The sequence below is a fragment of the Flavobacterium arundinis genome, from assembly GCF_038289855.1.
GTDB classification, from domain to species: Bacteria; Bacteroidota; Bacteroidia; order Flavobacteriales; family Flavobacteriaceae; genus Flavobacterium; species Flavobacterium arundinis.
This window is the reverse complement of the sequence record NZ_JBBYHR010000007.1, coordinates 103,071-118,009: the sequence shown is the minus strand read 5'-3', so window position 1 is coordinate 118,009 and position 14,939 is coordinate 103,071. Positions and strand designations below refer to the sequence as shown.

17 protein-coding genes are annotated in these 14,939 nt (G+C 44.2%); 10 read left to right on the top strand and 7 right to left on the bottom strand.

Annotation, left to right across the window (positions count from 1 at the left end):
* Nucleotides 1–41 precede the first annotated feature (41 nt).
* Nucleotides 42–974 (bottom strand): PfkB family carbohydrate kinase, encoded by a 933-nt coding sequence (locus AAEO56_RS13100; RefSeq protein ID WP_341697520.1) that lies wholly within the window; start codon nt 972–974, stop codon nt 42–44.
* 187 nt (nt 975–1,161) lie between these two features.
* Here AAEO56_RS13100 and AAEO56_RS13095 point away from each other — a divergent pair, with 187 nt between their 5' ends.
* Entirely contained in the window at nt 1,162–1,512 is a 351-nt protein-coding gene (locus tag AAEO56_RS13095) for a hypothetical protein (protein ID WP_341697519.1), read from the top strand.
* 37 nt (nt 1,513–1,549) lie between these two features.
* Nucleotides 1,550–2,038, top strand: a complete 489-nt coding sequence (locus AAEO56_RS13090) for a hypothetical protein (RefSeq protein WP_341697518.1) — start codon at nt 1,550–1,552, stop codon at nt 2,036–2,038.
* Between the two features lie 89 nt (nt 2,039–2,127).
* On the opposite strand, the gene rnhA is transcribed toward AAEO56_RS13090, so the two are convergent.
* The 4 genes from rnhA to purN form a co-directional block, all read right to left on the bottom strand.
* Nucleotides 2,128–2,610 (bottom strand): ribonuclease HI, encoded by a 483-nt coding sequence (rnhA, locus tag AAEO56_RS13085; RefSeq protein WP_341697517.1) that lies wholly within the window; start codon nt 2,608–2,610, stop codon nt 2,128–2,130.
* Nucleotides 2,611–2,675: 65 nt separating this feature from the next.
* Complete coding sequence (locus AAEO56_RS13080; RefSeq protein WP_341697516.1) at nt 2,676–3,155, bottom strand: DUF4348 domain-containing protein; 480 nt, start codon at nt 3,153–3,155, stop codon at nt 2,676–2,678.
* Between the two features lie 10 nt (nt 3,156–3,165).
* Nucleotides 3,166–3,612, bottom strand: coding sequence for a DUF4348 domain-containing protein (locus AAEO56_RS13075; protein WP_341697515.1), 447 nt, complete (start codon nt 3,610–3,612; stop codon nt 3,166–3,168).
* Between the two features lie 5 nt (nt 3,613–3,617).
* The gene (gene purN / locus AAEO56_RS13070) at nt 3,618–4,178 is read right to left on the bottom strand and encodes a phosphoribosylglycinamide formyltransferase (protein WP_341697514.1); all 561 of its coding nucleotides are present in this window, start codon (nt 4,176–4,178) and stop codon (nt 3,618–3,620) included.
* A 177-nt stretch (nt 4,179–4,355) separates the two neighbouring features.
* Between purN and AAEO56_RS13065 the strand changes: the two genes are divergently transcribed.
* The 6 genes from AAEO56_RS13065 to AAEO56_RS13040 all read left to right on the top strand — a co-directional run bounded on the left by AAEO56_RS13065 (nt 4,356) and on the right by AAEO56_RS13040 (nt 9,775).
* Nucleotides 4,356–4,592 (top strand): acyl carrier protein, encoded by a 237-nt coding sequence (locus AAEO56_RS13065; protein ID WP_019037482.1) that lies wholly within the window; start codon nt 4,356–4,358, stop codon nt 4,590–4,592.
* 197 nt (nt 4,593–4,789) lie between these two features.
* Nucleotides 4,790–6,043 carry a beta-ketoacyl-ACP synthase II gene (gene fabF, locus AAEO56_RS13060; protein WP_341697513.1) on the top strand — a complete coding sequence of 418 codons (1,254 nt, stop codon included), beginning with the start codon at nt 4,790–4,792 and terminating at the stop codon, nt 6,041–6,043.
* Nucleotides 6,044–6,052: 9 nt separating this feature from the next.
* Nucleotides 6,053–6,799: a ribonuclease III gene (rnc, locus tag AAEO56_RS13055; protein WP_341697512.1), complete on the top strand. Its 747-nt coding sequence runs from the start codon at nt 6,053–6,055 to the stop codon at nt 6,797–6,799.
* 115 nt (nt 6,800–6,914) lie between these two features.
* Nucleotides 6,915–7,397 (top strand): IPExxxVDY family protein, encoded by a 483-nt coding sequence (locus AAEO56_RS13050; protein WP_341697511.1) that lies wholly within the window; start codon nt 6,915–6,917, stop codon nt 7,395–7,397.
* Between the two features lie 4 nt (nt 7,398–7,401).
* Entirely contained in the window at nt 7,402–8,832 is a 1,431-nt protein-coding gene (pyk, locus tag AAEO56_RS13045; protein ID WP_341697510.1) for a pyruvate kinase, read from the top strand.
* 160 nt (nt 8,833–8,992) lie between these two features.
* Entirely contained in the window at nt 8,993–9,775 is a 783-nt protein-coding gene (locus AAEO56_RS13040) for a Bax inhibitor-1/YccA family protein (RefSeq protein WP_456237540.1), read from the top strand.
* Between the two features lie 277 nt (nt 9,776–10,052).
* Here AAEO56_RS13040 and dinB read toward each other — a convergent pair whose 3' ends face one another.
* Together dinB and AAEO56_RS13030 are read right to left on the bottom strand one after the other, a co-directional pair.
* Nucleotides 10,053–11,156, bottom strand: coding sequence for a DNA polymerase IV (gene dinB, locus AAEO56_RS13035; protein WP_341697508.1), 1,104 nt, complete (start codon nt 11,154–11,156; stop codon nt 10,053–10,055).
* Between the two features lie 150 nt (nt 11,157–11,306).
* Entirely contained in the window at nt 11,307–13,343 is a 2,037-nt protein-coding gene (locus AAEO56_RS13030; protein ID WP_341697507.1) for a recombinase, read from the bottom strand.
* Between the two features lie 142 nt (nt 13,344–13,485).
* Here AAEO56_RS13030 and AAEO56_RS13025 point away from each other — a divergent pair, with 142 nt between their 5' ends.
* Nucleotides 13,486–13,959 carry a CYTH domain-containing protein gene (locus AAEO56_RS13025; protein WP_341697621.1) on the top strand — a complete coding sequence of 158 codons (474 nt, stop codon included), beginning with the start codon at nt 13,486–13,488 and terminating at the stop codon, nt 13,957–13,959.
* Nucleotides 13,947–14,921 carry a YpdA family putative bacillithiol disulfide reductase gene (locus tag AAEO56_RS13020; protein ID WP_341697506.1) on the top strand — a complete coding sequence of 325 codons (975 nt, stop codon included), beginning with the start codon at nt 13,947–13,949 and terminating at the stop codon, nt 14,919–14,921. Before AAEO56_RS13025 ends, AAEO56_RS13020 begins: the two co-directional genes overlap by 13 nt.
* Nucleotides 14,922–14,939 lie beyond the last annotated feature (18 nt).

The window sequence follows — 14,939 nt, the reverse complement described above, 5'->3', positions numbered from 1 at the left end:
TTATAATTAAAAAAAGCCCCGCAATGAGGCCTTAGTGTTGTTTATTCTTCTTCAAGCGCAATGTCAAACTGCGTTAGCGACCTGAACTGTTGCAGGCGTTCCCGCACCTCTTCTTTTGTGAGCGCTGCCATTCGCTCTGTACCGAATTTCTCCACACAGAACGATGCCATGTTGGAACCGTAAATTATAGCATTCTTCATATTCTCGAAAGAAACGTTCTCGCTCTGGGCAAGGTAACCTGCAAAACCTCCCGCAAAAGTATCTCCTGCCCCTGTTGGATCGAATACCTCTTCAAGCGGCAATGCCGGTGCAAAGAATACCTGCTTGTTGTTGAAAAGCAAGGCACCATGCTCCCCTTTTTTGATCACCACATACTGCGGCCCCATAGTGTGTATTTTGGCGGCTGCCTTAACCAGCGAGTATTCTCCCGAAAGCTGGCGCGCCTCTTCATCATTAATAGTTATTACATCTACACGCTTCATTACGTCAAGCAGTTCCGGCAGTGCGCAGTCCATCCAGAAATTCATGGTATCCAATACAACAAGTTTTGGCTTTACCTCCATCTGGTCCAATACACCAGACTGTACGATCGGGTGCAGGTTGCCCAGCATCACCACGTCGGCATCTTTAAAATGCTGCGGAACCACAGGATTAAAATCAGCAAGTACATTCAGTTCGGTCACCAGCGTATCCCGCGAGTTAAGGTCGTTATGGTAACGGCCGCTCCAAAAGAACGTTTTGCCACCCTTAACGGTTTCAAGGCCGGTAAGGTCGATGTTTTTGCTTTTTAGCAGGTCGATATGCTCCTGCTCAAAATCTTCACCTATTACAGATACGATGGCCGACTGCACTTTGAAAAACGAAGCCGAAAGGCCAATATAGGTAGCTGCGCCGCCGAGTATTTTATCGGTTTTGCCAAAAGGCGATTCGATAGCATCATAAGCCACAGTACCAACGATCAGTAATTTATTCATAAGGGGTTTTGATTTTGAAGGTGCAAAGATAGTGTATAAGTTGCAAAGTTACAAAGTGGCAGTGCGGCAAAGTTTTAAAGTCTTAAAGTCCCAAGTGGCGTAGTGGCAAAGTCAAAATTTTAAAGTCGCAGGGTTACAAAGCTTGTCAGCCGCTTTTTGCTTATTTTTGGGGAAACATTACGTGGAAATGGAAAATCCGGAAGAAACTGAACAAAAGAAACCTGTAGCCAAAACTGATTATATGGGCGGATGGGGCATCCTCCTGCTGGAGGTAGCCTGGATATTCATTGTGCATCATCTTTATCCGGTATTCTCAATGGAAATGTGGGGTGCCGGGAAAGGGAGCTTTATGTTCAGCGATACCAACTTTTACATTTATCTCGCCCTGATACTGATTCCCCCTACCCTCCTTAATATCTTCAGGTTCGTTTCCCGCCGTAAAAAGCAGCTGCCTGTTGGCCGTTATATTACAGCCGAGGTTGTGGTGCTCATTGTATTTACCGCTATTATATTCGGGTCTTTCTCGTGGGATTTTTAATATCCTGTTCCTATTAATCTGCTAACAGTGTTCGTTTATGACCAATAAACCCCTTAGTTATATTGAAGTTTATTTTAGCTGCTGTTTTTATGAAGTTTTCCCGGACGAAGGCAGTTCATGGGAAACTAATTTAGATGGTTCTGAAATTTCAGCAATCCTGGATATTTTAGAAATTCCTTTCGATAAAAATACCATTGTCCAAAAATATTATTCCAGCAATGATACAGAAGTTTTTCACTCCGAAAAAGACCGGAACGTATTCTCTTATTTTGACTTAGAAAAATCTGAGGATGACCAAAACGATATGTTTTTTCTGGGCTTTAGGCTGAATATTGACGATGAACCTAAAGTGTTTCCAAAAATCATGGAAGTCTTTAAACAACTCAACACATGTTCCGCGCTTTCATACGACCGTTTTAACAGAGCTCTTTATAACAAGGTTTTTAATGCCAATTTTTACTTTTACAACAACAACTATAGTGATAGCAAGAGGAAAATGAATCACCATAATTTTGTAAAACAGTAGCGGGAAATGTTTTGAAAAAAGAATTGGTCGATACTATTTTATTCAAAAACGTGACACATTCGACTCCCTTCCTCTACTAATTTTCAGAATCAAAAATCCATCTTCTTCCCCTCTTCCTCATAAAACGCATCCACATTCAGCTTTGGCAGTGTTGATGCCATTACGGCAAGCTGGTCGCAGCGCTCGTTTTGCGGGTGGCTGTTGTGGCCTTTTACCCATTGGAAGTCGACTTTATGCTGGCGGGCGATCTTCAGGTAACGCTTCCAAAGGTCGGGGTTCTTTTTGCCTACAAAGCCTTTCTTTTCCCAGCCCAGCACCCAGTTTTTTTGCACGGAGTCGACTACATATTTCGAGTCGGATACAACCAGTACACTGGTACCGGGCTTTGTCAGCTTCTCAAGGCCAACGATAACGGCCAGCAGTTCCATGCGGTTATTGGTTGTCAGGCGGAAGCCTTCGTAGAATTCCTTGCGGTAGCCGGTACCTACCTGCTCCAGCACAACGCCGTAGCCACCCGGGCCTGGATTTCCTTTTGCTGCGCCATCGGTATAGAGGTGGACTGTATGAGCCATTTCAGATTGTAGATTTTAGATTAAGCTTCACTCCGCTTTTTAGATTATAATTATAGATTTTAGAGCTAATCGGTCATGTCCCTTATTTCGACAAGCCACCAGCATTGGTCTTTGCGGGCAAACTTGTAGGTGATGTCAATATAGTTATTAATGCCACGCTGCCTGTAGAATACGCTGTCATTTTGCTTTTCTGTTTCAACCTTATACGGGTCTTTTTCTTGTTTATCGGCAGCTTTATCTTTTGAAAGATCGATAAATTCATAATTCTCTTCATCGATAGAGCGCTCCATTATATCCAGCGGGAAGTCCTCATCCGAATAGTATTCAATGACCGGGAAATCCACATGCTGTTTCTGGAAGATGCTATCGGTTGAGAATTTTTGGAAGAAGGTATCAAAATCCGGCTCGCATTTCCCCTGCGCTAAAACACTGTTTCTCTTCATTTCATTAGGAAGCCCGTCATTTTTTACGGGTTTACACGCCATTGAGAGCCCGGTCAAAAGCAAGATAATGAACATATTCATTAAGCCAATCCTGTTTTGCATATATTCTGTGTTATGTTGAGGTATCCTCTATCGCTACCATGTACCAGCAGCCATTGGTGAAGGCAAATTTGACTGTAGTGCCGATGCCATTGTCGACCCCATTCATTTGATAATAAACAGAGTCTTTTTCCTTTGTAATATCAATTTTATAAGTGCCATTCCCGGTATCACCTATTTCCTTATCGTTTATAAATTTAGCAAAACTGTATTTTTCCTCGGAAATATCCTCACGTATAACACTGAAATCGCCATCCATATCCAGATAGGTACTCTTCAAAGGAAATTTTACATGTCTTTTTTGGAAAAGGCTGTCCTTTGAAAATTTACTAAAGAAAATATCAAAGTTAGTATCGCATTCTTCCTTTACATGGGATGCCGGCATACGCATAGTAAGTTTTTGCTTTTCTTTGCCACAACCTGCCAGAAGTATCATGCATATTATAAGGATGTATCTCATGATCTTCACTTTAATAACTCCTCTATCACTTTTGGAAAATGCTCATGCTCCAGGGTCAAAACTTTCAGCGCCACTTCTTCGGGGCTGAGGCATTCCTCAATCGCGATCGCTTTCTGGAAAATGACGTTGCCTTCATCATAATTATCATCCACATAATGTATGGTGATACCGCTTTCTTTTTCCTGGTTTTCGTGTACCGCGCGGTGCACATTTAGACCGTACATGCCTTTTCCGCCATAGGCAGGAAGGAGTGCAGGATGTATGTTTATTACTTTTTGTGGGTATTCTCTTATGATATCGGCTGGAAATTTCCATAAAAAACCGGCAAGCACAATAATATCGGGGCTGTAACTTTTTACTTTCGCCAAAACGGAGCCATTGGTAAGTTCTTCTTTTGTAAAGATAATAGACGGCACGTTATGTTTGCCGGCAATGGCAATAGCACCCGCATTAGGATTATTGGTAAACAGCGCGGACACCTGATATCCCTGCCTTTGCCCGAAATAGTCCATTATCCGCTGAGCATTTGAGCCGCCACCGGAGGCAAAGAGAATTATATTTTTCATCAGGGCAAAAATTTTAATTGTGTAAAAAAAGTAATAATAATCTGCAAAATAACACCTAATTGATAATATTGTAAAATTAATTTTTTATTTTAGTACTCACATTTTTTGGTGAAACCGCGGTAATAAGATAAAGTTTTTTATTTTTGCCGTTCAATTTAAATTCTAAAATTAAAGATTATGTCAGACATTGCATCAAGAGTAAAAGCGATTATCGTAGACAAATTAGGTGTTGACGAAAACGAAGTTGTAACAGAAGCAAGCTTCACGAATGATTTGGGAGCTGATTCCCTGGACACTGTTGAGCTTATCATGGAGTTTGAAAAAGAATTTGACATTCAGATTCCGGATGACCAGGCAGAAAACATTTCTACTGTTGGTCAGGCAATCTCTTACATCGAAGAAGCAAAAAAATAATAAATAAGCAACATCCATGCGGTACCTATTGCATGGATGTTATTATTTATTGGATTTGCATTTCAACGCTTAAAAATGAACCGCTTTCATTCAGGAGCATTCATAAAAAATACTAACCAATGCCCATGTTTTCTTAATAATAACAATTAGAGACGCATGGGTATTGTTCTATAATTTGAAACTATAAAACGGACCTTATGGAATTAAGAAGAGTTGTAGTAACAGGACTGGGCGCACTTACCCCCATAGGCAACACAGTAGAAGAATACTGGAACAGCCTGATAAACGGTGTGAGCGGCGCGGCCCCAATTACATACTTTGACACTACGAACTTCAAAACAAAATTTGCCTGCGAAGTAAAGAATTTCAACGTTGAGGATTTTATAGACAGAAAAGAAGCAAGGAAAATGGACCGTTATGCCCAGTATGCCCTTGTCGCTACAGATGAAGCTGTAAAAGATGCCAATTTTGACTTTGATACGCTGGACAAAGACAGGGTGGGCGTTATATGGGGATCCGGTATCGGGGGGCTTGAAACGTTCCAGGAAGAAGTGATGAATTTTGCTGCCGGAAACGGTACGCCGAAGTTTAACCCTTTCTTTATCCCAAAAATGATCGCCGATATTGCAGGGGGCCATATCTCTATAAAATATGGTTTCAGGGGGCCAAACTTTACTACGGTCTCTGCCTGCGCATCATCAACAAATGCATTAATAGACGCTTTCAATTATATACGCCTGGGCCATGCTGATGTTATGGTAACCGGCGGAAGCGAAGCAGCGGTAACCATTGCCGGAATGGGCGGGTTTAACGCTATGCACGCTTTATCAACACGAAATGACGACCCTAAGACCGCTTCGCGCCCAATGGATAAAGACCGCGAGGGATTTGTTCTTGGCGAAGGTGCCGGTGCGCTCGTAATTGAAGAATATGAGCACGCAAAGGCAAGAGGGGCAAAAATATACTGCGAGATAGGCGGCGGCGGAATGAGTGCCGATGCGCACCACATTACCGCACCACACCCTGAAGGGCTCGGCGCACGCAATGTAATGATCAACTGCCTCAGGGATGCAGGGCTTAAACCAACTGATGTGGATGGCGTGAACATGCACGGAACCTCTACCCCACTAGGCGATATTGCCGAATCTAAAGCAATAATTGAAGTCTTTGGCGACCACGCTTATACATTGAACCTGAATTCGACAAAATCGATGACAGGCCACCTGCTTGGCGCTGCCGGGGCTATAGAGACCATTGCTTCGATACTTTCTATCAGGCATGGCATCGTACCGCCAACTATCAACCATTTTACGGATGATGAGAACATTGACCCTAAGCTGAACTTTACCTTCAACAAGGCACAGAAAAGGGATATGGAAGTAGTTATGAGCAATACCTTTGGGTTTGGCGGACACAACGCTTGTGTACTGGTTAAAAAACTCGAACTGTAATCAACGGTTATGGGTTTCTTTAAAAAAATATTTTCGAAAAATCCCCGCCTTCCCCAGGAAGGCGGGATTTTTTTTGAGGAACTAAACAAAATGCTCGGGTTTGTACCGCTAGACCTCGATCATTACCGCAGGGCGTTTACACACCGGTCTTCCAACAAGGTGGATGAAAACGGCCATCCTGTAAATTACGAACGCCTTGAGTTCTTGGGCGACGCAATGCTGGGGTCGGTCATAGCGGCACACCTTTTTAAACAAGTACCCACAGGCGACGAAGGTTACCTCACCAAAATGCGGTCGAAGATCGTGAGCCGGGAGCACCTGAACGAGCTCGGGCGCGACCTCAACCTCATCAAGTGGGTAGAGAGCAAAGTTTCGGCACAGCATTTTGGCGAAAACATACACGGCAATCTCTTTGAAGCGCTTGTAGGCGCTATTTACCTTGATCGCGGATTTGAGTATTGCGAAAAATTTATCCAGAAGAAAGTGGTCCAGCCTTATGTGGATATTGCCAAGCTGGAAGGAAAAGTCATCAGCTACAAAAGCCTGGTGATCGAATGGTGCCAAAAGGAAAAAAAGACCTTCAATTATGAAGTTTATGAAGATAATGGCAAGGAAGGACAAAAGCATTTTGCCATAAAGCTGACTATAGGCGGCAGGGTTGTTTCCCGTGCCAGGGCGACTTCAAAAAAGAAGGCTGAGGAAAAAGCATCGCAACGGGCGTTTTTTGCATTTCAGGAAAAAATTAACAAAAAATAAGCCAACTTAGTAGTTTACTCAAACGTTTTCGTAGAAAAATTTACAAAAACTTTAATTTTTCTTAATACTCTTTGAGTTATATGCAGTATATTTACGGCTTATTCAAATGCTAGATATGGCCATTCACAAACTATTAATTGACGATTTCATTACGATCGATTATGGATTGATTGCCATACATTCCTCCCTTGAAGATTACAGGCTTGCTTATTTCATTAACAGGGAATTATCCGTGCTACTTGAAAAAAGCGCCGAAGATATCGGGTTTACCATCCGCGAAGGCGAAAGCTGCTTTTCAAGGTTTGTATATGAAGATGCAAATGACTCGGTTTGGAACCTGGTACAAAACAGGAACAGGGTGGTGAGCACCCAAACCGGTACTACCTCTTTGTTCGAACAGACGGGCATAAATATCTCAACCAGCGTATTTCTTGTCCCGGAGCTGAAAAAAGTAGATTATATCCTAAAAATAGAAAATACCCCCGATGTTTTTGCGTTAGACGATGTGGTAGGAGGCCTTTTGGCAATAAAGCACATCGCAACAGCCTATACCATTGACCACCACAAACTAAAATCGAAGAACAATTTAATTTTTTAATAGAATGCCGACAAACAAAAAAACAAAAATTGTAGCCACATTAGGCCCTGCATGCAGCTCAAGGGAAGTCATTAAAGACATGATCGATGCCGGAGTAAATGTATTCAGGATCAATTTTTCGCACGCTGATTACACCGACGTACAGGAACGAATAGATATCATTAGGGGCCTTAACGATGAGTTTGGGTACAACACTTCGATTCTTGCCGACCTTCAGGGGCCTAAACTCCGCGTAGGGGTAATGAAGGAAGATGTGATTGTAAAGAAAGGCGATACCGTTATCTTCCAGACATCAGAAGATGTACCCGGAACCGCCGATAATGTGTATATGAACTATAAGGCATTCCCAAATGATGTAAATCCGGGCGAACTGGTTTTGCTTGATGACGGGAAGCTGATGTTTGAAGTTGTAGAAACCAATAAAAAAGACCGCGTTAAAGCTATAGTGGTACAGGGTGGCCCGCTGAAATCTAAAAAGGGGGTAAACCTCCCGAACACAAAAGTATCGCTGCCGGCTCTTACTGAAAAAGACATAAGGGATGCATTATTTGCCATTAAGGCCAATGTAGACTGGATAGCCCTTTCGTTTGTAAGGACACCGAAAGACCTTGAAGAGCTACAGGACCTTATTTCGGCCAATTCCGACCATAAAATTCCTATCATAGCGAAAATAGAAAAGCCGGAAGGCGTAGAAAACATCGACAAGATCGTTGCATTTTGCGATGGCCTGATGGTAGCCCGTGGGGATCTTGGTGTCGAAATGCCAGCACACGAGGTACCGCTTATACAGAAAAAACTCATCAACCGTGCAAAAACGGCGCGTATACCGGTTATCGTGGCAACACAGATGATGGAAACCATGATAACAAGCCTTACGCCAACGCGTGCCGAGGTGAACGACGTAGCCAACTCGGTTATGGACGGTGCCGATGCAGTAATGCTTTCGGGCGAAACATCGGTAGGAAACTACCCGGTACAGGTTATAGAGAAAATGACCCAGATCATCGAGGCTGTTGAAGATTCGCCGCTTATCCATGTACCGCAAAATGTACCGCAGGTAAGGACCAAACGATTCATTACAAAATCAATATGCTACCATGCTGCCCAAATGGCGAACACCATCAAGGCTAAAGCAATCAGCACACTGACCAACTCCGGGTATACTGCATTCCAGATCTCCGCATGGAGGCCGGGTGCGCACATACTGGTATTTACATCCAACAAAAGGATACTTACCCAGCTTGGACTACTATGGGGCGTTAAGGCATTTTACTATGACGCTTTCCTTAGCACCGATGAAACGGTTGAAGATGTAAACAACATTGCCAAAGAAAAAGGCTTTGTAGAAAAAGGCGACATCCTTATCAACCTGGCTGCCATGCCGGTAGCCGACAAAGGAATGGTAAACACTTTAAGGGTGTCAGAAATAGAGTAAACGGCATATATTTTGCTATAAGAAAAGCTGCTGTCCTGTGTGTCATTTCTACCAAATGGAGAACTCTCTTTCAATAGAGATTCTTCCTTCGTCAGATGACAAAAGAGGTCAGCAGCTTTTTGCTTTCTATTTGGAAAAAACTATATTTGGATAAATTTAAATGACAATGAAATCAAGTAACCCGTTCTTTAATAACAAAACCTTCTCACCCACATCACGCGTGTATGGCGCACAAGAGGACGTAAACGTTATCACCCACAATGAAACAATGACAGTAAAGGGAACCATCAATAAGTCGATGTTCCTGTTTGCTATATTAGTTACAAGCGCTTTGTTAAGCGGCTACTTAATGCTTTTCGAAGGAGTGCATCCTTACGCGCTTTTACTTGGTGGCGGAATTACCGGATTTGTAATTGCTCTTATTGCTACCTTTAAACCCAACTATTCAGGAGTATTGGCCCCGGCCTATTCTTTGTTTGAAGGACTGTTTATAGGAGGTATTTCCATCATATTAGAACTTAGGTATCCGGGTGTAGCATTGAAAGCTGCCGGAGGGACCTTGGTTACATTCATGGTTTGTTTCCTGCTTTACAGGTTTGGTATTGTTAAAGTTACCGAGCAATTCAGGTCGGTTGTAATGGCATCAGTGCTTGCGATAGGAACTTATTACCTTCTTTCATGGATTGTGTCCTTCTTTACAGGTTCGTATTTTGTCGGACATTCGTTTGAAGATTCTTCGCTAATGAGTATAGGTATAAGCGTCTTTATCATCGTTGTAGCATCGCTGAACCTCTTCCTAAATTTTGATATGATCGAGCAGGGTGCACAAAGGCGATTGCCAAAACATATGGAATGGTACAGCGCTATGGGCCTTATGATCGCCGTTGTGTGGTTATACCTTGAGTTCCTTAAGCTGTTCGCGAAAATATCAGGAAGGGATTAAAGTCCGATGTAGGGATGTTGGAAGTCCGATGTTTCCAATCGCTATAAATATTTTGAAGGCTGTCCGAAAGGATGGCCTTTTTTTTAGCCCCCTAGCCCCCAAAGGGGGAACTCCACTATTGCTGCCTGCAGGAGGAAATTTACCACAAAGGCACAAGGGAAAGACCCACAAAAGACACAAAGCCTTGTGAACCTTGTGCAAAACTTCGTGGACTTTGTGGTAAAATTATCGCTATGAAGCGATCGTGGAGTTCCCCCCTTTGGGGGTTAGGGGGCTCTTAAAAATCAAACTTCAGCTGTACTGCGACCGTTTTCTTGGGAGCACCCGCATCGCTGTCGGTATTCAGGTTGGATAAGGAGATACCCAGTAGCCGTACCGAGTCTTTCGGTTTTTCCTGGTACAGCAGCTCTTTTACGGTTTCGAGTATCAGGCTTTTGTCGGAAATGAAGTAGGGCAGGGTTTTGCTGCGGGTCTGTACCGTGAAATCGCTGTATTTTATCTTTAATGTTACGGTCTTTCCCGCTATCTTCTTTTTGCCGAGGCGGCGGTTAAGCTCATTGGCAATATCGTCCAGCTTTTCGAGCATAAAAACTTCCGAGACAAGGTTCTCAAAAAAAGTATGCTCTGTCCCTACCGATTTTGCAATACGGTCACTCTTTACTTCGCTGTTATGGATACCACGGACTACGTAATAGTAGTATCTGCCCGACTTCCCGAAATGTTCTGTAAGATACTCTTCCGATTTTTCCTTTAAATCCTTTCCTGTAAAGATACCCAACTGGTACATTTTTTCTTCGGTCACCTTGCCAACGCCGTAAAATTTACCTATCGGCAGGTTCTCCAGAAAATCCAGTACCTCATCGGGGTTTACCGTCTTTTGTCCATTGGGTTTGTTGTAGTCGCTGGCAACTTTGGCAATAAATTTATTAATGGAAATTCCTGCCGAAGCCGTAAGCCCCGTCACATCAAGGATGCGCTTCCGTATTTCGGCAGCAACAAGCGTGGCGCTTGGGTTTCCCTTTTTATTTATAGTTACATCGAGGTACGCCTCATCTAACGAAAGGGGTTCTACCTTGTCGGTATATTCATAAAAGATCTCGCGAATTTGGCGGGAAATTTCGGTATAGCGCTCAAAACGCGGCTTCACGAAAATAAGGTGTGGGCATTTTTTTTTCGCCAAAAAGCCGCTCATGGCACTGCGCACGCCAAACTTTCTTGCCTCGTAGCTTGCCGCAGCTACTACGCCCCTGCTCGACCCACCTCCGACAGCAATGGCTTTGCCCCTAAGTTCGGGGTTGTCCAGCATTTCCACCGACGCGTAAAATGCATCCATATCTACGTGGATTATCTTGCGTTGGGGTATCTCCTGAGTCTCGGTCACAGTATTCAGTTTTCAGTCGCAGTCGCAGTTTTCAGTTTAGCGGCACAACAGTAATTAGTTTTCAAATTTAGGGCAAAAAAAAATGCTACCATGATGCATCTTTTGAGTTAACCATTCCAAACGGACTGAATACTGTGACTGCGACCGTGACTACTTCCCAAAGGCCGGAAAGAAGAACGATCCCGGTTTCTTTTTAAAATGCCTCCATATCGATTTGGAAATAGGTCCGAGCTCTGACAGTGGTATATTCCTCGAACGGAAAGCCAGCCCGAGTGAAAGGCTGAAACTCACCATAAAGTTGATTAGTCCTATAATCCCTATCCCGAAGATCCCCCAGAATAACAGTTCGTTAGACACATTCCAGTTGGCGCCATACAGTGCCAATGCAAGGTTGCCACTGGCAAAAGTAATGTGGCGTATATCAATATCCAGCCCCAGGAAAATACCAATAGATGCCGTAGAGCCCATAAAAACACCAAACCAGAAATTCGATATAATGCCGGCCCACCTTTTTTCGTAGAGTTTTGCTAATTTCTGGGTTCGCACCCGGCCAAAAGTTTTCTTCAGCAGCGGGTGTTCCTGTATACGGTAATATACATGCCGGTGCTTGTCGCGGTTGGCTACACTCCCCGCAATGATGCCCGAAAGAAACAAAAATACACCCGCGATAGCCGCATGCAGCAGGGCCAGCGAATGGACAGGGCTAAGGTCGGTCATGAGGTGGTACCATTTGGTAAGCGCGAGATTGTAATGAAAAGCATAATCTATCAGCCAGATACCTCCCAACGCTACCGGAAATGCTACGAGCACATTGCCCACAAAAGCGATGAATTGCGACCGGAATACCCTTGCAAAAAACTCGGCAAACTCACTGTGCTTTTCCTTCCCGTCTGCTACGGCGTTGTTTTTACGGCCGCTCTCCAAAGCGCGTACGAGCGCCGAGGCAGTCATGGCGGGCTGCTTCGTGGCAAGTGTAAAGCCAAGCACATATATGGCAATAAAACCGAATGAATAATTAAGGCTGTAAAAAAATGCATGTCCAAAAGCGCTTGCTTCCATTTTAGACAGGAATACTTTGATGATACACAGTATCCCAACGATAATTCCCCCTCCGGAAGCCGCCCAAAACATTTTCAGGTAGTCCCTCCGGTCCCTGGTAATATAATGCTCACCAGTATCTGCGGTATGCTGCGTTATTTCGTAGGATAGCAGCTGCGTACTTTCGCTTATGAGTTTCCGCACATTGTTTTTCTTACAGTTGTACGCAATAAGGCTCAGGCCGAGGGTAATGGTGTCTTTGGTTGTTTCGCGCTCATCCTCAATGGCGAGGAGCGGCAACAGTATGCCCAGCCTCTCCAGCTGCTGTCGAATGCGCAGGAGGCTTTGATTGACCCTGATCGATATGCCATATTTTTCGCTGTTCCTAAATGCAATGCGCACATAGTCGGCGCACTGCCGATGCAGGACCAACAGCTGCCGGAAACCATCATCATCCGGCGCTACGTAGTTTTTATTTTCCCGCAGCATCTTCTCTGTTACTATCGAAAATTCTTTCTGGATCGCAATGAACGGGCTTTCGAGGCTTTCATATTCGGGAACCATCTGTATCACTTCGCTTTCGAGTGCGCGGCCGGTAATGCGGTGGATGAGCACCTCCATGGCATATAATAGTTCGGCAAGCGGGCTTTGCGATTCGCCCGATACATACAGCGACCTGAATTTAATGAGGTGGTAAAACTCTTCCAACTGCCCGAACGGTATCCTTCGGATCCACACCGGATCCGTCTTCAGGTAAAACACCTGGTTGAGCACATATTCCAGCGTATCCTTTTGGGGCTGGTCGGGTATCAGTTTGGCAAACATACGTTTTCTCACTTCAGAGAAAAAAACGGCTTCGCCAAGTATCCCCGCATCGGTAAGTATCCTGCTGAATTTTTTGTGTTTTAAAATGCCTTTCAGGTAAAGCGACAGGCCGTTGCGGTAGTTTTCATTTTCCCCAAGCAGCTGCAAAAGGCCGGCGAGGTCAATTGTGCCGGCTCTTTCCGGTTTTTTTGGACGGAAAATGTCTACGAGTTCGGCCAATAAATCTGTTTCATCAGCCTTATATTCCCAAAGGTTATTACTGTCAAAATTTAATTTGAAGAATTCTTCGATGGTAATGTCCGGCTTCGTTTTCCTGAATTTCATTGTCAGTTAAGGTTATCCCGTAAATTTAAGGATGATTCACCATAAATCGTTATAATTAGGGTTACTTTAATAAACGTTAACGCTTGCAAAGACGCATCATTCCGTATATTTCCTTAACTTGGCATTACAATTAAAGAATACCATGATCGAAATAGAACGCAAGTTCCTCGTGCTTTCTGACGCGTTTAAAAAAGAAGCACATACCCATAAACGAATAACACAGGGCTACCTCAGCTCGCACCCGGAACGCACCCTTCGCGTACGGATTAAAGGCGACACTGGTTACATTACCATAAAAGGCAAAGGCAACGCGTCGGGCACCAGCCGTATGGAATGGGAAAAAGAAATTCCTGTAGCCGAAGCTGAACAACTGCTTACCCTTTCTGAAAGTGGTGCCATAGATAAGATTCGTTACGAAGTAAGGTATGGCAGACACACCTATGAAGTGGATGAATTCTTTGGTGAAAACCAGGGGCTTATTGTTGCTGAAATAGAGCTTGACGATGAAAACGAAACTTTCGAAAAGCCTGACTGGCTTGGCGGAGAAGTAACCGGCGATGAACGTTATTTTAATGCGTATCTCAGCAACAATCCCTACACCTCATGGAAGAAATAAGCGCTATTTATGACCTGATCATCGTTGGCGGCGGCCCTATCGGGATGGCTTGCGGCATTGCGGCACAGCAAAAAGGCCTCAGCTACCTGATACTCGAAAAAGGCGCATTGGTAAACAGTATTTTCAATTACCCACTCTACATGACGTTCTTTTCCACTGCCGAAAGGCTCGAGATAGGCAGGCTTCCATTTAGCTGTATTGCGCCCAAACCGGGCAGGCAGGAAGCATTAGAGTACTACAGGAACGTTCAAAAGCACTTTAACCTCAACATAAAGCTGTTTGAAGGCGTACAGTCCATCAATAAGCAACGTTCGGGACTGTTTGTTATCCATTCGTCCAAAGGCTGGTACAGCGCCAAGAATGTGGTTATCGCTACAGGGTTCTACGATATCCCGATAACAATTGATGTGCCGGGCGAAAACCTGCCAAATGTAAGCCACTATTATAAAGAAGCCCATGAATATGCCTTCCGGAAAGTGGTCGTGATAGGCGCTAATAACTCCTCTGTCGATGCCGCACTTGAATGCTGGCGCAAAGGTGCCGATGTGACGATGGTCATCCGTAAGGGTGAAATCAACGAACGGGTAAAATACTGGGTGAAGCCCGATATTGAGAACCGTATTGCCGAAGGCAGCATCAAGGCTTTCTTCTATTCGTGGGTGACAGAGATTCGCGAAAATGAAGTAGACATTTTTACCCCAAACGGCAACGTGACAATGGAATCCGATTTTGTACTGGCCCTTACCGGCTACCGCCCTGAGATAGAGTTTTTAAAGAAAGCTGAAGTTGCAATAAGCGACGATAATCTATGCACACCTCGATACAACCCCGAAACTATGGAGACCAATGTGGAAGGCCTTTACCTCGCCGGTGTGGTATGCGGCGGGATGGAAACGCACAAATGGTTTATCGAGAACTCACGGGTGCATGCGGAGCTGATCGTGAATGATATTGCGAAATAGCCTCACCCCCAACCCCCT